Here is a 19,724-nt window from a genome sequence, read left to right as displayed (position 1 = left end):
CAATGTCGACGAGCGACGAGAAAAGGTCGAGGAGCTTGTGGCAGTGCTCGGCGGGCGCAAAAAGTGATAGAATCTCTCAATGTATTGTACTGAAATTTCTGGATTATTGACCTAACCACCAAACCGATGCCCATTCTGATACGACTCCTGACCCTTTTGGCCGCAGCAATTCTTACTGCGCAGCCTGTCATGGCATGTCCGTTCATGTTGGGCGACGAGGCGGCCACCAAGGTCGAAATCAGCACAAGTCATCCTTGCCACGATATGGCGATGGAAATCGAGGCGGACGCAGATAAATCTCCGCAGTCGTCGTCGGATTCAGATTGCCTGGCGGGCACAGATTGCGCGCCCATGCTGATCCAGGCGCAGTCGGACGCCAACCCAATTACACTGTCTGCCGATCCTTCTCCTGTCCTGCCGATCATACTCGCTGAAGCGCCCGTTGCGTTTCCGCCTGAACGGTCGACCCTCTCGACAGGACCGCCGCCAAATGCAGTCCTGCCACACCAGACACCCATTTCTCTGAAACAGCGCTTCCTGAATTGAGAGCGGTGACCTTCGGCTTCCACAGCAGCCTGACGTCATCGTTTCACACAATTCAGGAATTCCCGTTTTATCATGCCCCACATTGCCAGAATCCTGCTGGTCGCAGCGTTTGCTGCTATTCCACTGGCGACGGTTGCCAGCGCTCAGAGCTTTGATGAGCTTGAAGCCCGTCTCAAGTCGCATCCAAGTCTTTCCGCTCTCGGTTATGATGCCGAGGCCAATCGGGAGCGTGCTATCGCTGCAACAGCGTTACCGGATCCCGTCGTATCCCTTGGGATCAACAACTTTCCGATCTTCGATCCCTCCTTCGACACTTACCTGCCGACCAATAAAGCCGTCGGCATCCGGCAACAAATTCCAAACCTCGCAGGCCGGCAAGCGCGCGCCGGTGAAGCCCGGGCGATGTCGGTCCAGACCGAGGCGATTCGCAATGCTCGTTACGCGGCATTGCGCGCCGAACTGATCGCCCTTCTGGCTGACAAGAGAAGAATAACCAGACAGAAAACTCTCGCCGAAGCGCGAGATGCAAAATATGACGAGCTTGTCGACATTGTAGAAGCAGAAATCGATGCGGGCCGCCCGGCCGTTTACCGCCTCGCGGAGATTGAAAGCGAGCGGGCGGAAGTGTCCCGGACGCTTGTTGATCTCGATCAGCAAGAAGCCGAGACCGATGCGCTCCTGGTCGAGCTCGTCGGTCTGGTTCCCTCGACCAGCGCCCCTCCCCTGAATGAAAAAGACTGGTCCGGTGCCGCGCTTGAGTTCCATAACGTGCGTGTTGCCGATGCGGCGGTCCGCGTTACCAATTACGGTGTCGATGAAGCCCGCTCAGCGTGGAAACCTGAATGGGGCGCCCAGCTCACTTATCAACAGCGCGATGAAGGCGCGATGTTCGCGGGGGATGACTGGGTCTCCGGTATGGTGACTTTTACGGTTCCGCTCTGGGCCGAAAGGAAGCAGGCACCAAACTTGCGCGCCGCTAAGGCTGAGCGGGCCGGCGCCGAGCAACGCTACCAGGCTGCCGCACGGAATGCGGCGGCTCAGTACGCATCCCGGGACGCCATTATCCGCTCGGCCGATGACAGTATCAATGTCCTGCAGGTCAAAATTGCTGCCGTCGAAGACGAAGTCGAGGCCCAGTTGATTACTTATGAGTCCGGTGTTGGCGGCTATGCGCCGATCATCGACGGCGAGATCGCCATTCTCAAACTCCGGGCGGAAATCGAAGCTGAAACGGCCCGCAAGGCTGCTTCGATCGCACGCCTGAATGCCCTCCTGGTAACACAATGAAAAAGACATTCCTGATAATTGGCACGGCATCTGCCGCCCTCTTGTTTGCCACATGCGGCGCGCCTGCCCGAACATCGGGCGGCCAGGCTGAATTGCCAAGCGCTTCGAGCGAGACGCAGCGATACACCTGCCCCATGCATCCGCACTATATCTCGACCGATCCGGACGGCACCTGCCCGATCTGCGGCATGGATTTGGTGCCCGCCCAACATCCGCAGGAGCCGTCAGGCTCAAAAGGAGAAATCCTTTACTACAAGCATCCCATGGGCAAGCCGGACACGTCCCCCGTTCCGAAAAAGGATTCCATGGGCATGGATTATATCCCGGTCTATGCCGATGACACCGGCTCGGGCGTGGCGGTCTCGCCGGAAATGATCCAGACCATGGGGATCAGGACAGCACAGGTCGAGACAAGTGATTTTGGCCGGAGACTGAGAGCCTTCGGTACGGTCGAGACGAATGAGCGGCTGGAGAATGTTACCGTATCGCGGCTGGAAGGCTGGATCGAGGATCTGGCGGTCAATGCCGAAGGCGACACGGTCCGCTCTGGTAGCCTTCTCTACCGGATCTACAGTCCGGACCTGATCGCCGCGCAAAGGGATTATCTGAACTCTTTCAAAATTGGAAACGAGGCGCGTATCGCGTCGGTCCGGCAGCGCCTGCGCTCACTTGGTATGCAGAACGCGGCCATCGACCTGCTCACCGAAACCCGCCAAGTCATTGAGCGCGTCCCGGTCTATGCGGAAGCTGGCGGCACGGTTGCCGAGCTCCAAATCCGCAATGGCGACTATGTAAAACCCGGTACGCCCATATTACGGCTTCAATCCTATGCCGATGTGTGGGTCATTGCCTCTGTGCCGGAGAGCGATTTGCCTCTGGTGGAGACAGGCATGCCGGCCGAGCTCGATTTTCCAAGCGCGCCCGATGCGCCTGGCGAAGGCCGCATCGATTATATCTATCCAACAATTGATCCAAATACCCGCACCGCCGATGTCAGGATCGAAGTGGATAATGCATCGGGCTATCTTCGCCCGGGCGCCTATGCAGACATAAGCCTGAATGTCGGTGGCCATCCGCGGCTTTCGGTTCCGAGTGAAGCCATTCTGCTTGGTGGTGAGGGTGCCAGTGTCGTCATCGCCGAAGGCAATGGCCGCTTTTCCGGACGCGCCGTGCGAACGGGAATCTCAGCCAATGGCCGGACCGAAATCCTGTCGGGACTGGAAAGTGGCGACATGGTCGTCGCCAGCGGGCAGTTCCTGCTGGATAGCGAAGCCAACCTGAAAGAAGGCCTCTCCAAGCTGGAGGCTCCAGAAGCGAGACCGGCCAGTCCGGAAACACCGCTCTCCGATATTCCGATGGACGACGAAACCCTGGCTGAGATCGATCACTTCACCGACATGGCGCTCTATTTCCACGAGGCCCTGACGGATGGGTATGACATTGATCCGCTGTTCGTTGGACCGGCCCTCGCCCTGGCGCCTGTACTGAGAGACCGTTACGCGAATACCAAGCTGGCGCCGGTCATCGATGCCTCGCAAACCGCGCTGGCCGCAGCGCGGGATGCCGCCGGCAATGAAGACCTCACCACTCAGCTCGCCAAACTCGTAGAAGCCCTGAAACCCTGGTTGCTCGACGGCGCGCCACAGCACTACAGAGATGCGGGTCTGGCCCTCTACAGGGACAGGGCAACTGACCGGCACTGGCTTCAGGAGGCTGGCACCCCCGCCAACCCTTATAGCGATGATGGAGAAGAACAGATCGGCTGGCCAGACCCGATGGCCGGCATGCCGATGAATGTCGATCGCGGCGCCCCTGGCGTCAACCAGGCCAGCGAGCGCTAGGAGGTAGGCATGTCAGAACAAGATTCAAACGACCTCGCCGGTCGTGATCCATCAAAATCATGGGTCGCGAAGCTGATCTCTTGGTCGGTGTCCAACCAGCTCATTGTCCTGATGCTCGCTGCGGCCCTCGCCATCACGGGGTGGATGGCCATCCAGCGCACGCCCCTTGATGCAGTGCCGGACCTGACCGACACACAGGTCATCATACGCACCGATTTTCCCGGCCAGAGCCCGCAGATCGTCGAGGATCTGGTTACTTATCCCCTGTCGACAAATCTTCTCGGCCTGCCAAGGACGAAGGATGTGCGCGGCTCTTCCATGTTCGGCACCAGTTTCGTCTATGTCATCTTCGACGATGATGTTGATATGTACTGGGCACGCTCACGCGTCCTGGAAGCCCTCTCAAGACTGGGGTCGGAGCTGCCGGATGGCGCCGTGCCGCAGCTTGGCCCCGACGCGACAGGCGTCGGCTGGGTCTACCAGTATGCCCTGGTCGACAAAAGCGGCAACGTCGATCTCGCGGAGCTCCGTTCGCTTCAGGACTGGTTCCTGAAGCTCGAACTCGCAGGTGTGGAAGGCGTCGCGGAAGTCGCGTCCGTCGGCGGCTTTGTCCGGGAATACCAGGTTCTCCTCGATCCCAACCGCCTGCGAAGTTACGACCTGTCGATTACACGTATACAGGATGCGGTCCGTGCGGCCTCGATCGAGGTCGGCGGCCGTGTGCTCGAACAGGGTGAAACCGAATATGTGATCCGCTCGTCCGGCTATGTCGATGAGAAAATCGATCTCGAACAGGTCGTGGTCAAGGCGGAGGATGGCACACCTGTCCAGCTGAGCGACGTGGCGCGAATTGTCGAAGGCCCGGCTCTCAGGCGCGGTATCGTGGAGCTCAATGGCGAAGGTGAAACGGTAGCGGGCATCGTCGTCATGCGTGATGGCGAGAATGCCCTCTCCGTGATCGACCGCGTGAAGGAGAAACTCCACAGCCTCCAGAGCGGCCTGCCGGAAGGGGTCGAGATAGTCACCGTCTATGATCGCGCCCCGCTCATCGAAGGCTCGGTCGATTATCTGAAGGACAAGCTTATCGAGGAAGGCATCGCGGTCACGCTCGTCATCCTGATCTTCCTCCTGCATGTTCGCTCGTCCCTAGTCGCCATTATTACCCTGCCTCTTGGTGTGCTCGGGGCCTTCCTGATCATGTCCTGGCAGGGCGTCACCGCGAACATCATGTCGCTTGGCGGTATCGCAATCGCGATTGGAGCGATGGTCGACGCCTCGATCGTGCTCGTCGAGAATGCCAGCCGGAAACTGGCGGACTTGGGACCGAAACCCGATCCGAGAGTCCGCCGTCAGGCGCTGGTCGAGTCCGCCCAGGAAGTCGGCCCCGGCATATTCTTTTCACTCCTGATCATCACGGTCTCCTTCCTGCCGGTCTTTGCCCTGACCGGTCAGAGCTTCAGGCTCTTCAGTCCGCTTGCCTATACCAAGACGTATGCGATGGCCTTCGCCGCCATCCTGTCGGTCACGCTCGTGCCTGTCCTGATGCTGCATCTCATGCGGGGGCGCTTTCGCCGCGAGGAAGCCAATCCACTGAACGCCTTCTTCGTCTGGGCCTACAAACCGCTGCTCCATCTAGCCCTGAGGTTCAAGTGGATCACAGTCGCCCTTGCACTCGCGCTGACGGCTAGCGTCATCGTGCCCGTCCAGAGGATCGGCTCGGAATTCATGCCGGCCCTTTATGAAGGCGAGCTCCTCTATATGCCGACCACCCTGCCCGGCGTGTCATCGACCAAGATGCGGGAGATTCTTGGCCAGACAAACCGCGTCATCAAGACTGTTCCAGAAGTCGACCGTGTCTTCGGCAAGGCCGGGCGCGCCGATACCGCAACCGATCCGGCGCCACTCACCATGATCGAGACATGGATCGAGCTGAAACCGAAGGACGATTGGCGGCCAGGTGTGACGGTCGAGGACATCACCGATGAGCTCGATGCCAAGCTGCAAATGCCCGGCCTTGTGAACTCATGGGGCTACCCGATCAAGATCCGTATGGACATGGTTTCAACAGGTGTGCGCACGCCCATTGGTATCAAGGTCACCGGAGACGATCTGACCGAGATCGAAGCCATTGCCCGGGAGATAGAAGCGGCCGTTTCGGACGTACCCGGAACGCGCTCGGCCTTCGCCGACAGGGTCATGGGCGGCAAATATCTCGAGATCACGCCGGACCGAGGCGAACTCGCCCGGCGCAATATCGACATGGCCACCTTCCAGTCCGTGATCCAAACCGCCTTGGGCGGCATGACACTCACCCAGTCTGTCGAGGGCCGGGAACGCTATGACATGATCCTGCGCTATGATCGGCCATTTCGTGAGAGTGCCACAGACCTGGAAGAGATACTCGTCCCCGCCCCGTCCGGCGCCCATATCCCTCTCAGCGAACTGGCGGACATTTCCTATACGGAAGGCCCGCCAATGATCCGGTCGGAAAATGCCCGGCTGACTGGCTGGGTTTTCGTCGATATCGCGGACCGGGACATGGGCAGCTATGTTGCAGACGCCAGACAGATGATTGCCAACGCCGTCAACCTGCCCGCTGGATATGCGGTGGAGTTCTCCGGCCAGTATGAACAGATGCAGGAAGCGAATGCGCGGCTGAAAATTGCCATTCCAGCGGCGATTGCCCTGATTTTCCTGCTCCTGATGCTCCATTTCGGAAGGCTCGACCGGACCCTCATCATCATGGCGAGCCTGCCTTTCGGCCTGATCGGCGGGATGTGGGCCGTCTGGCTGGCTGGCTACAACCTGTCGGTCGCCGTGGCAGTCGGCTTCATTGCCCTTGGCGGTATTGCTGTCGAGACCGCAGTCGTAATGCTGCTCTACATCGACGCGGAAGTGCGAAAGGAAAATCCCGCCGACAATGCGGGCTTGTTCGCGGCGGTCAGCAAAGGCGCGGCGATGCGCGTCAGGCCCAAGCTGATGACCGTCACGACCATCTTTGCAGGACTTGCACCGATCTTTCTGACAGACGGTCTCGGATCGGATGTGATGCGCCGGATCGCCCTGCCGATGATCGGCGGCATGGCATCTACGCTCGTCCTCACCCTCATCGTCATCCCGGCCATCTATTACATCCGGGTCGGGCTACAACTTCCACCAGATTTACACCAGGCCGCATCGGATAACCGGTCCGGCTCACTCACCCCCGAAGGAGAAAGACCATGACCAGACACCTGCTGAAAATATCGCTTTTCATCCAATTGCTTCTGGGCGGCATTATTTTACCAGCGACAGCGCAGGATCGCTCATCAGACAGGATGATGATGGATGGTGGCATGATGGGGGGCGGCCTCTTCGGCATGATTCTCATGCTGCTCACCCTGCTCCTCCTGATCCTCGGGATTGCCGCTCTGATCAAATATCTGAGATCGTAATAGTCGCCTCACATTAATCCATGATACCCTCCGTCCCGGCGCGCGTCGGAGGAATTTCTCAAAGCCGCGCCACAACCGAATTTGGATCGCCCCACATGAACAAGCTTCTCTTTTCAACACTCGGCCTTGCATCGTTGAGCTTGGCCGCCTGTAGTGAACCCACCGATGCAGGCGAAGACAAGGCAGACGCCGTTGCTCCTCCGCCAGCGCAGGTTGAGGTTTCAGATGCCTCGTCTTCAACAGATCTCATCGGGCGGGCCACCGGCATTGTCCAGTCGATCGACATGAACCGGAACTTCGTCACAATCGATCACGGCCCCATCGACGGTGTCGGCATGGGTGCCATGACGATGGGCTTTAGACTGATGGGCGGAGCTGACTTATCCCGTTTGGCCGAAGGCGATGATGTCGCCTTCAAGGTCAAGCGCGGCCGGGACGGGTCCTATCGGATAATGGCCATCTGCAACATGGCCATCGGTGGCGAAGATTGCCTTGATGCGATGATGAAACGCTAGCGCATGCAGATGCCCATATGAACGCGGCGCCTGAGCGCCTGCTGGCCGGCGAGCGCGCCCAGAGGCATTGCGAGAAGAACTTATCTTGAGAGCGGATGGGCTACCCGCCGATAAAAGTTGAGCAAAAACAATAAAATATATGTTCCGTTTATGGGCTTTTACATTCCTCTTTTGTTCGACTCCATCTCGGTACTGCTAATTAATATTTCGAAATAATTTGGTGATATGGCCCAGTTTGGCATTGTCAGAAGAACTTCGCTTGAGCCGGACATCCCGACCGCCCTACTCTCTGCGGCATGACCAAATCACCCTTCCGCTACTTCAAGACGTCGCCCGAAATCATACGCCTCGCCGTAATGATGTATGTCCGCTTCCCGCTATCGCTCCGCAATGTAGAAGACCTCCTACATGAACGCGGGATCGAGGTAAGCCATGAGACGGTGCGATATTGGTGGAACCGATTTGGGCCGCTCTTCGCAGGCGAGATTCGAAAGCGCCGATCCCAGCAGCTTCGACAGATCACCCAATGGCGGTGGCACTTGGACGAAGTCTACGTGAAGATTAATGGCAAGACGCATTACCTGTGGCGCGCCGTCGATCACGAAGGTGAAGTGCTCGAGAGCTACGTTACGAACACTCGAGATAAATCAGCGGCTTTGCGCTTTCTGAAGAAAGCGATGAAGCGTTACGGGGCGCCGCGTTTAATCGTGACGGATCGCCTTCGCTCCTATGGTGCAGCGATGAAGGAGATCGGGAACATCGACCGCCAGGAGGTCGGTCGCCATCTGAACTCAAGATCCCGCTTCAAGCAGAACCGTGACGCCGCCCTCCTCGAATGGCGCCAGCTTCTGGCTGCCTGAATTGTGGCGTTCGCTTGGTTCTGGAGACGAGTTTGCTTTAATCTGACGACACCCTTTGGCCGAATTTGAACGATCATTGATACGCGAGCGAACAATGGCCGGGCTAGTTGCCGCACGACAGAGAGGCAAAGTTGGCGAACGACCAAGGTCTCTTTCCGAAACTGATCTAGAAGTGGCTCGGTCCCTATTGTCATCTAATCAATTCACCGTCGCGGAGATCGCAAAGCGGCTGGGTACATCCCCCGCGACACTTTACAGATACCTGCCGTCAGCAAGGTCTGCTCATTCCTAACTTGCAACCGGTTGCGAGGCAGTTGCTAATCGCTGCGAGCCTATACGCCTCAATTTGCGAGACTAACGCCGAACTTCGGTAGCAGCAGAACCATCAGAAAATAGAGCCCGATCGTCAGCGCCGCGCCCACCGCGAGGGCGCCATAGAACGGCACGCCCTTTCCCAGAAGCCAAGGGATGAAAAGGAACATTGGCAGGCTTGGGATCACATACCAGAAGGTTGCGGCTGAGTGGGCGGCGAGGCGGGCTGTGTCTTCTGTATCGCGCCAGAGCCAAATCATGCCGAGAACTGAGACCAGAGGAAGGGATGCAACCAGCGCCGCAAATCCCGGCGAGCGTTTGCCGATTTCGGATATTGCGACAATGATTACGGCAGATAGCAACGCCTTGAAGAGCAGATAGTACATTGCTTGTCCCTTGAGCCAATTCAGTCGCGCCGGTGCCATGCCTGCGGATTCAAACCCGAACACTGAAAGTCTAAATCACAGAAAGCCGATTGTGAATCGGTTTTTTTGACACTATGGTCCGCCCTATTGTGGACGGGGAGCCCGTGTGTGTCAGGACAGCTGAAGCTTGGAGACCTTGAGGTCGCAACGCTGGATGCCATCTGGGCACGCGATGAAACCGATGCCCGCGCTCTGCACGCGCAGATCGGCGAGGCGCGCGGCATATCGCTCTCAACCGTGCAATCCACGCTGGAACGACTTTATCGCAAGGGATTGCTGACGCGGGAAAAGGTCTCACATGCTTACATCTACTCGCCGGCCGAGACCCGTGAGACCGTCATGGCGCGTCTGGTCGATGAAGCGCTGGGCCGCTTCAATTCCAGAAGCCATGATGGGCTGCTGGCCGCCTTTGCGGGCCTGACCGCAAGCGCTACACCTGAAACGCTGGACGCTCTGGAGCAGCTTGTCCGCAAGGCACGCAGAGCGAAGGGGGCAGCAGAATGATCGCGCTCGCCGATCTCTGGATTGCGGTGCTTTGCGGCGTTCTTGTCGCTGCGATCACCAGCCTTATCCTGACTCTGCCCGCGCCATTTATACGCGAGCCGCTTCGCCGTGTGGCCCCGTCAATGCGCACCACAATCCTCACTGGACTGCTGGCGGCACCCCTCGCAACTGGCCTCCTCACAGCGGCTCTGGTCGCCGTTTCCACCCATGCCTTGCCATTCGATCTCGTCAGCCACCACTGCCATATAGACGGGGCTGCTTGCGTGTCGCATGCACCGGCTGAAGAGACCCTGCTGCTCACCGCGCTTGGTGGCGGTAGTCTTGGAACAATCTTGGTCTGGCTCGTTCTTTCTGTTTTCGATCTGGCCAGCCGCTCACATCAGAGCCGCCGTCTCTTGCGGCTGGCTTCAGCGCGCGGTGATGATGGTGTGAACGTTCTACAGACCAGCAAGCCGATAGCAGTGTCGGCAGGTCTGTTTACCTCCGAGACCTTTATCAGTGATGGGCTGGTTCGGTCGCTCTCTAAACAGCAACTCGAAGTGATCAAAGCTCATGAAACGGCGCACGCAGTAAGGCGCGATGGCTTGCTGCGGCTGATCGGCAACACACTTAGCATCGGTCACCTGCCATGGACGCTGAACCTGCTGACGCATGAGCTGGAACTCGCTCAGGAACAGGCCTGCGACGCCGAAGCCGCCACAGCGCACGGCGCGATACCGACCGTCGAAACGCTGCTAGCTGTCGAGCGGCAGAAACAGGCGCTTGGCGGCCAAACGCCTGATGTCTGCCTCGCGTTTGCCGCTGCCGACATCGAAGTGCGTGTCCGCGCGCTCCTGGCACCGCGCTTCATTGCTACCCATCAAAGCGCCGCCGTTTTCGCATCAGGTTTGATTGCCTCAGCGCTGTGCCTCTTCATCGCATCCGAGCCGGTCCACCACACGCTCGAATCATTTTTCCTACCAAGGCATCATTAGCGCCCATGACAATCAATCTCCTCACCCGCTTGACCAAAAGGCCGATCACGCGTCGGCTTTTGGCTGCCTCTGCCCTTCTGGCTTTGTCTTTGCCTGCAGCTGGACAGGCCCTTTCGGCCGACGACGCCGCACAACTTGCAAAAGCCCGACCTGAAGCGGCCCAGCTCATAGATGCGCCCGTCGAGCGGGCGGAAGGGAATTTGCAATCAGCGCGAACGCTTCCAAACCCCGTTGCCAGCCTGGAACGCGAAGGCGTCGATGGATTTGGCGGGGATGGGGCTGAGACGATTGTCTCCATTGAGCAGAGTTGGGACTTTTCCGGTCGCCGCACCCTCAATCAGCGTGGGGCAGAAGCGGATATCGAAGCGGCTCGTTTCAATGCGCTCTCGCGAGCTGCCAATCTAGGTGTCGAAGCGCGTCGTTCGTATTTCGAGCTTCTGGCGGCCCGTAAGAAACTTTCGATCGCGGCCCGCTATGAGAGTGAACTGAGCAACCTGCTGAATGAGACAGCGCGGCGCGAACAGGCAGGAGATGCGGCGCGCTATGATGTCGAGCGAGTACGACAGGAGACGCTGGCTGCCAGTATCGCACTGACGGAAGCTGAGACCGAACTCTACACTGCTGAACAATCGCTCGCCGCTTTAATCGGGGCCGAGCCACTTGCAGGCCAAGTCGTTTTGACGGACGCCCTGTTACCTGACACCGTCATTAGCGAAGCTTACTCAGTCGCTGCCTCGCCGGTTATCCGTGCACTTCAGGCTGAAGCTGAAGGCGCGAGATGGCGAAGAGAGTCCGCCTCCAAGTTCATGCCTGACATTACTTTCGGCGCAGGCGTCCGTCAGACTGAAGGGCTCTCTGAGTCAACCGGCTTGCTCTTCAGCCTAAGCGTCCCGCTGCCGCTCTTTGATCGCAATCAGGGGGAGTACCGCGCCCGAGCCGCCGATGTGAACGAAGCAGAGGCCCGCGTGCGTCTTACCGAGGCGCAGCTTGCAAGTGAGATCGCCTCCCTGCGGAACCGCGCTCAGTCCCTGATTGCGGCGACTGACCGCTATGAGTCCGGGGCACTGTCTTCTGCAACGGAACTGCGAGAGATCGCTCAGTCTGCCTTCAATGGCGGTGAGATCGCCGTGTTTGAAATCATTGATGCGCTTCAATCGGCCCGTGATGCCGAGCTGCGCACGATCAGCCTGCAACATGATGCCCGCAAGGCCGTCCTCGACCTTGCCGAACTTCTCCCGGAGACTGAACAATGAGCCGTCTGACTTATCTCGCTGCGAGCCTGCTTGCGCTTAGCCTGACTGCCTGTGGCGGAGGCGACGATCATGGGCATGAGCACGCCGACGACGGAGGACACGCGCATGACGCCGATGGCGGGCATGCTGACGAAGGCGACGATCACGGTCATGGTCATGGCGGGGGCGTTGTCGTTACCGACTTCACCGACACTGCCGAACTGTTTGTTGAGTTTCCGCCCTTTGCAGTCGGAAGGGAGTCGCCCTTTGCCGCACACTTCACAAGGCTTGATACATTCGAGCCTGTTAGCGATGGGGACGTGATTGTGCGCCTGTCCGGCGGCGGCGCGGCGGAAGAAGTTTTTCGTGCGGGGCCATCACCGACCGCGGGTATTTTCCGTCCGGTTGCTGTGCCGCGCCATGCGACCCGCCGCCTTGTTACTGTCGAGCTACGCAGCGGCGATGTAACATCCGTACATGAGCTAGGCGAGTATCAGGTCTACCGCAGTGCCAGCGAGGCCGACGCCTCCCTGCCAGAGCATGGCGAGGAACAGGAGCTTGTACCTTTCCTGAAGGAGCAGCAGTGGAAGGTCGATTTTGCGACCGCTCCGGTTGAGTCTGGCCGGTTGTCACGCTCGATTTCGGCGCCGGGCTCGCTTTCGGTTTCGCAAAATGCGCAGTCTGTCATTTCGGCCCCGGCTGAGGGGCAGCTCAGCGCGCCCGCAAGCGGCTTCCCCGATCTAGGTGCGGGTCTCAGCCGCGGCGAGATCCTTGCTCGCATCGCTCCTCGGCTCGGCGGTGACCTAGACCGTGCAACGCTCGTGGCTGATGTGAACAGCACGGGCGCCGCGCTGGAAGCGGCCCGTAGGGATTATGAACGCGTACAAGGTCTGCTTGAAGATGGCGCTGTGCCACGCAGACGGCTTGATGATGCTGAAGCGGCTCTACAGCAGGCAGAGGCTCGCGCGAACGCCGCTCGCGCCCGGCTGAATTCGGCAGGCGGAGGCGGCGGAGTCACGGTGACTGCGCCGATTTCGGGGCGGCTGGTCGAGATCAATGCTTCTGATGGCAATTTCGTTAGTGCTGGCGACCCACTCTTCAGAATTGTGAACGACGACCGCTTGCGCCTCGTCGCCCGTGTCGCAGAAGCCGATTTGCCGGGACTGACGGTACCTCAGGGTGCATGGTTCAAAATTCCTGGGTCCGATACTGTCTACGATCTCGAAAATCTCGACGGGCGCCTGGTCTCCGCTCAGATCGGTGTTGATCCGCGCACTCGCACACAGCCGGTCATGTTCGAGTTCAGAAATCCCGGAGCGCGCTTCTCGCCCGGCACATCCGTCATTGCGGGTGTGCGCACGTCGGAAGGTTTTACCGGTCCGATCATTCCGGCTTCCGCCGTGATTGATGATGCAGGTCAGGATGTCGTCTATGTGATGGCTGACGGTGAGAACTGGGAACGGCGCGTGGTGAGGATCGCACTGCGAGACGGCGACCAACTGGGCATCTCGTCCGGCGTCGAAGCTGGAGAGCGCGTCGTATCCCAAGGCGCCTACCTCGTTCACCTCGCCGCGTCCGGCCCTGCCGAGGCCGGTCACGGTCACGCCCACTAGGACGCGCCCCATGATTACCCAAACCGTCAAAGCGTCGCTCACGCACAGGCTCTTCATCCTTATTGCTGCCGCTGGCCTTCTGGTCTGGGGAGCGATTGAGGCCATGCGCATGCCCGTCGATGTGTTTCCTGACCTCACCGCGCCGACCGTTACGGTTGTTGCTGAGGCGCATGGCATGGCTCCCGGAGAGGTCGAAACGCTGATCACCTTCCCTGTGGAGACAGCCTTGAATGGCGCCTCTGGCGTGCGGCGCGTCCGCTCATCGACATCGGTCGGCAGCGCCATTGTCTGGGTCGATTTCGAATGGGGCACCGATATCTATCGGGCCCGCCAGATCGTGTCCGAAAAGCTCTCACTGGTTCAGGAAAGCCTGCCACCCGATGTCCCGCCGCCGGTGCTAGCCCCCGTCTCATCCATCATGGGCGAGATCATGTTTATTGCTCTGAAGTCGGATCAGCACGATGCAATGGAGCTAAAGACGGCTGCGGACTGGACACTGCGCCGCCGCCTGCTCGCCGTGCCCGGCGTCGCACAGGTCATTCCCATCGGCGGAGATACTAAACAGTATCAGGTGACGGTCGACCCTGAGCGCCTCTCGGCCTATGGCCTTACGCTCGAACACGTGACCGATGCCGTAAGCACCACCAATGAAAATTCATCTGCCGGTTTTGTCGATCAGGGCGGTCAGGAATATCTCATCACCGGACTTGGTCGCGCCGAAAGCGTCGATGATATCGCGGCAACCTCAATTGCTGTGCGCGATGGCGTCTCCCTTATGGTGCGTGATGTCGCAAGCGTCGAAATTGGCCCCGCCCTCAAGCGCGGGACGGGCTCTCACAATGGCGAGGATGCCGTCGTTCTCGGTATCCAGAAACAGCCCGATACGAACACGCTCACCCTAACCGAAGAGATCGACAGGGTGATCCGCGAGACCGAAGACAGCCTGCCAGATGGCATGCGGATCGAAACCAATACATTCCGTCAGTCGAACTTTATTTCCGTAGCTGTCGAGAATGTCGCTCACGCGCTGCGAGACGGGGCCATCCTCGTTATCGTAATTGTGTTTGCCTTCCTGATGAGTTGGCGCGCGACGCTCATTTCATTGCTCGCCATTCCGCTTTCTCTGGTCGTGACAATCCTCATTCTCCAAGCCATGGGCGCCAGCATCAATACGATGACCCTTGGCGGCATGGCGATCGCGCTAGGCGCGCTCGTGGATGATGCCATTATCGTGGTTGAAAATGTCACCCGTCGCCTGCGCGAAAATAAGGCGAATGGTGAGCCCCGCTCGGTCCTGTCCGTAGTGGCCGACGCAACGCGCGAAATTCAGGGGTCCATCGTCTTTGCCACCCTTATCATCATGCTGGTCTTTCTGCCGCTCTTCTTCCTGTCGGGCGTCGAAGGGCGTCTGCTGCAACCACTCGGACTTGCCTATGTAATTGCCCTTGCCGCTTCCCTTCTGGTCGCTGTGACCGTAACACCGGCTCTCTCGGCCATCCTGATGCCAAAGGATGGGGGGGTAAAAGCCGCGCACGATCCTTGGCTCTCACGGGCTTCCAAGAAAGCGTATGCGCCAATCCTCGACGGAACAATTAAACGCTGGAAGCTGCTTAGTGCTCTCTCCATTGGCGGTCTCATCGCGGCGATTGCTCTTCTGGCCATGGCAGGCCGGTCCTTCCTGCCTGACTTCAATGAAGGCAGTCTGACTGTCAGCGCCGTGACACTGCCAGGCACCTCACTCGCTCAATCAGATGAGCTGGGGCAGCTGGTCGAGCAAATCATCCTGGAGCAGCCTGAGGTCGTCTCGACCGTTCGCCGGACGGGCCGGGCAGAACTGGACGAACATGCCCAAGCCGTCAGCGCGTCGGAAATCGAAGTCGCCCTGCGGATGGGCGAAAGGTCCAAGGAAGCCTTTCTTGAAGACCTGCGCGCTTCTTTCATAGCCGTGCCGGGTATGAATATCACCATCGGCCAGCCCATTTCTCACCGTATCGATCACATGCTGTCGGGGACGCGGGCCAATATCGCAGTCAAGCTTTTCGGCGAAGACCTGTACGAGTTGCGGCGGCAAGCGGAGACGATCCGCGCCTCGATGGAAGGTGTGCCAGGCATCGTCGATCTCTCTGTCGAGCAGCAGGCCGATGTACCGATGCTAACCGTCGATATTGAGCGTCAGGCCATTGGCCAATTCGGCCTCACCACAGGCGAAGTATCGGAGATGATCGAAGCCGCCTTTGCGGGGTCGGAAGTCAGCCGCGTCCTAGAGGGCAGCGCGGCCTTTGATCTTGTCGTGCGCTATGACCAGAACGCAAAGGCCAATCTGGATGCCGTACGGAACACGCGCTTTGTCACGCCAACCGGCGCCGAAGTCCCGCTTAAAGCGCTGGCCGATATCCGGCGGGATCGTGGACCGAACACAATCAGCCGCGAGAATGGCGCCCGGAAAATCGTCATCATGGCGAATGTCGCAGGCCGCGATCTGCTCAGCACCGTCAACGAAATCCGCGATAACATCGAGGCAGACGTCGACCTGCCACCTGGCTACTATGTCGAATATGGCGGCCAGTTCGAAAGCGCCAATGCGGCGACGAGCCGTCTGACCGTCCTGTCGATTGCCGTCATTATTGGTGTGTTCTTGCTTTTGTACATGGCGTTCAATTCTGCGCGTGATGCTACGCTTGTCATGATCAACCTGCCGTTGGCGCTAATTGGCGGCGTGGCAGGGGTCTACCTCTCAGGCGGAGTCCTCTCGGTCGCTTCGATCATCGGTTTCATCACGCTCTTTGGAATTGCGACCCGCAATGGTGTGATGATGGTCGCGCACATCCGATATCTCGTTGACACTGGCGAAGCGCCTGATCTTCTGTCGGCTGTGCGGCAAGGGGCGATGGAGCGTCTCGTGCCTATCCTAATGACTGCCCTAGCGACAGCGCTTGCCCTCGTCCCCCTCGCACTACGCGCCGGAGAACCCGGCAGCGAGATCCAGTCGCCCATGGCGATGGTCATCCTCTGCGGCCTGACGACCTCGACCATTCTGAATATGATCGTGCTGCCCGCGCTCTATGCCCGCTTTGGCGAACGCACAGCACGGGCGGAGCGCGTTGACGAGAGCGCGACTGTTCCGCAAGCCACGTAATAGCCCTGATAACCTGCACAAATGCCCGTCCGGAGACCTTCATGAAACTCAACGCTTCCTCGCGCCTCGCGCTTCTCGCATCCGTCGGCGTCTTTGCGTTCGCCGCAGCAGGATGCTCCGAGGGCGGGGTTACCGATGGCGATCACGGCCACGCCCATGAGAATGGCAAAGAGCATGCACACGAAGGCGATGACCATGCAGACGATCACCCTCATGACGGCGATGACAACCACGCGCCCGAGAGCGACGACGATCATGGCCATGAGCATGGCGAGGGCGATCATCAACATGCAGCGGGTACCGGCGAGCCGACCTTGGGATTTTCACTGACTGACATGCCTGCTGCAGGTGAGCGACTGACTGTCTCGCTGATCCTGAAGGCCCCGGACGGACGCCCCGTGACGGATGCCGATATCACCGCGACGCATGGTGAGAAACTTCATGTCATGGTCGTCGATGAAGGGCTCGAAGACTATCAGCATGTCCATCCGCAGATCGGCGGTAACGACCTCTACGAAATTACCTTCACGCCTGAATTCCCGCGCACCTACCGCGTTTGGACCCAATATGCACTTGCCGATGGCGAAGAAGCACACACCCATGATGGAGAGGATGAAGGCCACCACCATGATGACGAGACAAGCGCCTCAGGCAAGGAAGTCATTCTCTCTGAAGCGCTCATCGTGGGAGAGGATGCCGCGCCTGCACTGTCCAGCGATAATGCCCTGACAGCCACTGCGAATGGCCTGCAGTTTGAGCTGAGTGTCCCTGAAGCCGCAAACGTCGGCGTTCCTGTCACGCTCGCTGTAACTGTGACAGGCCCGGATGGCGCACCTTTCGAAGGGCTGGAGCCGCTCATGGAAGCGTACGGCCATCTCGTTGGCTTTAGCCAGGGCGCCTCAAACATGATCCATGCCCACCCGACCGGCGCGCATCCGCATGGAGCAAATTCGCGAGGCGGTCCCGAACTCCAGTTCGATGTGACCTTCATCGAGGCAGGCCCACATCGCCTGTTCCTTCAAACAAAAGCAAATGGAGACGAAGCAAGCGGGGCGTTCACGATTAATGTGAGCAACTAAGTTCGTCAGGGGGCCGAAGCCAAACTGTTCAGAAGGGCATTGTCAGAAGAACTTCGCTTGAGCCGGACATTCCGACCGCCCTACTCTCTGCGGCATGACCAAAACTCCATTCCGCTACTTTAAGACGTCGCCTGAGATCATCCGCCTCGCCGTCATGATGTATGTACGGTTCCCACTATCTCTTCGGAACGTCGAAGACCTTCTCCACGAGCGGGGAATCGAAGTCAGCCACGAGACGGTCCGGTACTGGTGGAACCGGTTTGGTCCGTTGTTCGCCGGCGAGATCAGGAAGCGCCGAGCCCAGCAACTTCGCCAGATCGTTCAATGGCGATGGCATCTGGATGAGGTTTACATGAAGATCAACGGCGTGACCCACTATCTTTGGCGTGCCGTCGATCATGAAGGCGAGGTGCTGGAAAGCTACGTCAGGAAAACACGCGACAAATCAGCGGCTTTGCGTTTCCTACGGCAGCCGATGAAAAGATACGGCGCACCGCGGACAATCGTCACCGACCAGCTTAGATCGTACGGAGCTGCGATGAAAGAGATCGGGAATATCGACCGACAAGAGGTCGGTCGCCATCTCAACAATCGAGCCGAGAACTCACGCCTCCCATTCCGACGACGAGAGCGAGCGATGTTGCGGTTCAGGCGAATGTGGAACTTGCAGAAATTCGCTTCGACACACGCTTCATTTGACCCAGCCCCGTGATCCGGGCCGTTCATTCGGAGAGTCTGTTCGCCTTTCTTTCTGTTGGTTGGTTTGAGGTCAAGGCCCGGCGAGCGGAGCCACCGCGACGCTCAAGCGAGCCGGGCCGGTGTCTGCGGTGCTGAGCGGCATAGGTCAACGGAGCAAGTCCGCCGAGTGCGGTGTGCGGCCGTGTCGTGTTGTAATCGATCCGCCAGGCTTCGATGATGCGCCGGGCGTCACCGAGACTGTCGAAGAGATGCTCGTTCAGGCACTCGTCGCGCAGCCGGCCGTTGAAGCTTTCGACGAAGGCATTCTGTGTCGGCTTTCCCGGCGCGATGTAATGCCACTCGATGCCGACCTCGCGGACCCATTTCAGGATCGCATGACTGGTGAGCTCAGTGCCATTGTCGGAGACGATCATCTTCGGAGCGCCCCGCTGGGCGATGAGGCGGGACAGCTCCCTCGCGACCCGCACGCCGGACAAGGAGACATCGACGACCACAGCCAGGGCTTCCCGGGAGAAGTCGTCGACAACACAGAGCGTGCGGAACCGGCGGCCATCGCTGAGGGCATCCGACACGAAGTCCAGGCTCCATCGCTCATTCGCCTGTTCCGGCAGGAGCATGGGCGAACGCGTGCCTGTCGCCCGCTTTCGCCCGCGTCGTCGTTTCACGGCCAACCCCTCCTCGGCATAGATGCGGTAGATCTTCTTGTGATTGGCACTGAGGCCCTCGCGGTCCAGCAGGATGCCGAGCCTGCGATAGCCGAACCGGCGGCGTTCACCAGCCAGCTCCCGTAGCCTCTGGCGCAGCTTCTCGTCACCGCCATCGCGTTTCTCATACTGGAAGGTGGACCGATCGAGATCGGCCAGCAGGCAGGCCCGACGCTCCGACAGGCCATGCGTTTCCATCACGTGGTGCACGGCCTTCCGCTTCGCATCGGGCGTCAGAAGTTTTTTGTCGCCAGGTCCTTCAGGGCGGCATTGTCCAGCATGGCATCGGCCAGGAGGCGCTTCAGCTTCGAGTTCTCCTCCTCCAGCGTCTTCAACCGCCGGGCGTCCGACACCGTCATGCCGCCGAACTTCGCCTTGTACTTGTAGAAGGTCGCATCCGAGATGCCGTACTTGCGGCAGATATCGGCCGTCTTCACACCAGCTTCGTGCTCCCGGATCATCCCAATGATCTGTTCTTCGGAAAATCGTGATTTGCGCATCTGTCATCCTCTTCGTGTCGAGGACTCTGCAAATTCATGGCCGGAAATTACGGGGCTGGGTCA

Annotated in this window: 16 protein-coding genes and 1 pseudogene; 15 read left to right on the top strand and 2 right to left on the bottom strand. The window is 59.2% G+C overall.

Annotated features, from left to right (window positions below):
• Window positions 1-126: 126 nt before the first annotated feature.
• The 8 genes from D1224_RS10860 to D1224_RS16860 all read left to right on the top strand — a co-directional run bounded on the left by D1224_RS10860 (window position 127) and on the right by D1224_RS16860 (window position 8,775).
• Window positions 127-546 (top strand): hypothetical protein, encoded by a 420-nt coding sequence (locus D1224_RS10860; protein WP_119379869.1) that lies wholly within the window; start codon window positions 127-129, stop codon window positions 544-546.
• 72 nt (window positions 547-618) lie between these two features.
• Window positions 619-1,833, top strand: a complete 1,215-nt coding sequence (locus D1224_RS10855) for a TolC family protein (protein ID WP_119379868.1) — start codon at window positions 619-621, stop codon at window positions 1,831-1,833.
• Window positions 1,830-3,674, top strand: coding sequence for an efflux RND transporter periplasmic adaptor subunit (locus D1224_RS10850; protein ID WP_233350491.1), 1,845 nt, complete (start codon window positions 1,830-1,832; stop codon window positions 3,672-3,674). Before D1224_RS10855 ends, D1224_RS10850 begins: the two co-directional genes overlap by 4 nt.
• Window positions 3,675-3,683: 9 nt before the next feature.
• On the top strand, window positions 3,684-6,899 hold the full coding sequence (locus tag D1224_RS10845; protein ID WP_119379987.1) for an efflux RND transporter permease subunit: 3,216 nt from the start codon (window positions 3,684-3,686) through the stop codon (window positions 6,897-6,899).
• The gene (locus D1224_RS10840; RefSeq protein ID WP_119379986.1) at window positions 6,896-7,108 is read left to right on the top strand and encodes a hypothetical protein; all 213 of its coding nucleotides are present in this window, start codon (window positions 6,896-6,898) and stop codon (window positions 7,106-7,108) included. The genes D1224_RS10845 and D1224_RS10840 overlap by 4 nt, the downstream gene beginning before the upstream one ends.
• A 95-nt stretch (window positions 7,109-7,203) precedes the next feature.
• A complete protein-coding gene (locus D1224_RS10835) occupies window positions 7,204-7,623 on the top strand; it encodes a copper-binding protein (RefSeq protein WP_119379985.1) in 420 nt (139 codons plus the stop codon).
• A gap of 296 nt (window positions 7,624-7,919) precedes the next feature.
• Window positions 7,920-8,483, top strand: coding sequence for an IS6 family transposase (locus D1224_RS10830; protein ID WP_119379984.1), 564 nt, complete (start codon window positions 7,920-7,922; stop codon window positions 8,481-8,483).
• A 94-nt stretch (window positions 8,484-8,577) separates the two neighbouring features.
• A complete protein-coding gene (locus D1224_RS16860; protein ID WP_119379983.1) occupies window positions 8,578-8,775 on the top strand; it encodes a helix-turn-helix domain-containing protein in 198 nt (65 codons plus the stop codon).
• Between the two features lie 49 nt (window positions 8,776-8,824).
• Here the strand turns inward: D1224_RS16860 and D1224_RS10820 are convergent, their stop codons facing one another.
• A complete protein-coding gene (locus D1224_RS10820; RefSeq protein ID WP_119379982.1) occupies window positions 8,825-9,181 on the bottom strand; it encodes a DUF3147 family protein in 357 nt (118 codons plus the stop codon).
• Window positions 9,182-9,328: 147 nt separating this feature from the next.
• Between D1224_RS10820 and D1224_RS10815 the strand changes: the two genes are divergently transcribed.
• The 7 genes and pseudogenes from D1224_RS10815 to D1224_RS10785 all read left to right on the top strand — a co-directional run.
• Complete coding sequence (locus tag D1224_RS10815) at window positions 9,329-9,724, top strand: BlaI/MecI/CopY family transcriptional regulator (RefSeq protein ID WP_233350510.1); 396 nt, start codon at window positions 9,329-9,331, stop codon at window positions 9,722-9,724.
• Window positions 9,721-10,698, top strand: a complete 978-nt coding sequence (locus D1224_RS10810) for a M56 family metallopeptidase (protein WP_119379981.1) — start codon at window positions 9,721-9,723, stop codon at window positions 10,696-10,698. The genes D1224_RS10815 and D1224_RS10810 overlap by 4 nt, the downstream gene beginning before the upstream one ends.
• Before the next feature lie 5 nt (window positions 10,699-10,703).
• Entirely contained in the window at window positions 10,704-11,951 is a 1,248-nt protein-coding gene (locus D1224_RS10805) for a TolC family protein (protein ID WP_119379980.1), read from the top strand.
• Window positions 11,948-13,543: an efflux RND transporter periplasmic adaptor subunit gene (locus tag D1224_RS10800; RefSeq protein WP_119379979.1), complete on the top strand. Its 1,596-nt coding sequence runs from the start codon at window positions 11,948-11,950 to the stop codon at window positions 13,541-13,543. The genes D1224_RS10805 and D1224_RS10800 overlap by 4 nt, the downstream gene beginning before the upstream one ends.
• Before the next feature lie 10 nt (window positions 13,544-13,553).
• Complete coding sequence (locus tag D1224_RS10795; RefSeq protein WP_119379978.1) at window positions 13,554-16,679, top strand: efflux RND transporter permease subunit; 3,126 nt, start codon at window positions 13,554-13,556, stop codon at window positions 16,677-16,679.
• Window positions 16,680-16,720: 41 nt separating this feature from the next.
• Complete coding sequence (locus D1224_RS10790; protein WP_119379977.1) at window positions 16,721-17,758, top strand: hypothetical protein; 1,038 nt, start codon at window positions 16,721-16,723, stop codon at window positions 17,756-17,758.
• 94 nt (window positions 17,759-17,852) lie between these two features.
• Window positions 17,853-18,452, top strand: a pseudogene (locus D1224_RS10785) (IS6 family transposase); the annotation flags it as partial.
• Between the two features lie 28 nt (window positions 18,453-18,480).
• On the opposite strand, the gene D1224_RS10780 reads toward D1224_RS10785, so the two are convergent.
• A protein-coding gene (locus D1224_RS10780) for an IS3 family transposase (RefSeq protein WP_119377970.1) occupies window positions 18,481-19,661 on the bottom strand; the annotation gives its coding sequence in 2 pieces (ribosomal slippage) (window positions 18,481-19,412 and window positions 19,412-19,661; 1,182 coding nt in all).
• Window positions 19,662-19,724: the final 63 nt, after the last annotated feature.

The sequence above is a fragment of the Henriciella barbarensis genome, from assembly GCF_003576345.1.
GTDB classification, from domain to species: Bacteria; Pseudomonadota; Alphaproteobacteria; order Caulobacterales; family Hyphomonadaceae; genus Henriciella; species Henriciella barbarensis.
The sequence above is the reverse complement of the archived record's forward strand: the minus strand, read 5'-3'. Positions and strand labels throughout refer to the sequence as shown.

Bases quoted from the DNA above. Each gene is read 5' to 3' on its own strand.
- D1224_RS10790 (WP_119379977.1), top strand. From the start codon at position 16,721: ATGAAACTCAACGCTTCCTCGCGCCTCGCGCTTCTCGCATCCGTCGGC.
- D1224_RS10810 (WP_119379981.1), top strand. From the start codon at position 9,721: ATGATCGCGCTCGCCGATCTCTGGATTGCGGTGCTTTGCGGCGTTCTT.
- D1224_RS10830 (WP_119379984.1), top strand. From the start codon at position 7,920: ATGACCAAATCACCCTTCCGCTACTTCAAGACGTCGCCCGAAATCATA.
- D1224_RS10840 (WP_119379986.1), top strand. From the start codon at position 6,896: ATGACCAGACACCTGCTGAAAATATCGCTTTTCATCCAATTGCTTCTG.
- D1224_RS10845 (WP_119379987.1), top strand. From the start codon at position 3,684: ATGTCAGAACAAGATTCAAACGACCTCGCCGGTCGTGATCCATCAAAA.
- D1224_RS10805 (WP_119379980.1), top strand. From the start codon at position 10,704: ATGACAATCAATCTCCTCACCCGCTTGACCAAAAGGCCGATCACGCGT.
- D1224_RS10820 (WP_119379982.1), bottom strand. From the start codon at position 9,181: ATGTACTATCTGCTCTTCAAGGCGTTGCTATCTGCCGTAATCATTGTC.
- D1224_RS16860 (WP_119379983.1), top strand. From the start codon at position 8,578: ATGGCCGGGCTAGTTGCCGCACGACAGAGAGGCAAAGTTGGCGAACGA.
- D1224_RS10860 (WP_119379869.1), top strand. From the start codon at position 127: ATGCCCATTCTGATACGACTCCTGACCCTTTTGGCCGCAGCAATTCTT.
- D1224_RS10850 (WP_233350491.1), top strand. From the start codon at position 1,830: ATGAAAAAGACATTCCTGATAATTGGCACGGCATCTGCCGCCCTCTTG.
- D1224_RS10800 (WP_119379979.1), top strand. From the start codon at position 11,948: ATGAGCCGTCTGACTTATCTCGCTGCGAGCCTGCTTGCGCTTAGCCTG.
- D1224_RS10855 (WP_119379868.1), top strand. From the start codon at position 619: ATGCCCCACATTGCCAGAATCCTGCTGGTCGCAGCGTTTGCTGCTATT.
- D1224_RS10835 (WP_119379985.1), top strand. From the start codon at position 7,204: ATGAACAAGCTTCTCTTTTCAACACTCGGCCTTGCATCGTTGAGCTTG.
- D1224_RS10795 (WP_119379978.1), top strand. From the start codon at position 13,554: ATGATTACCCAAACCGTCAAAGCGTCGCTCACGCACAGGCTCTTCATC.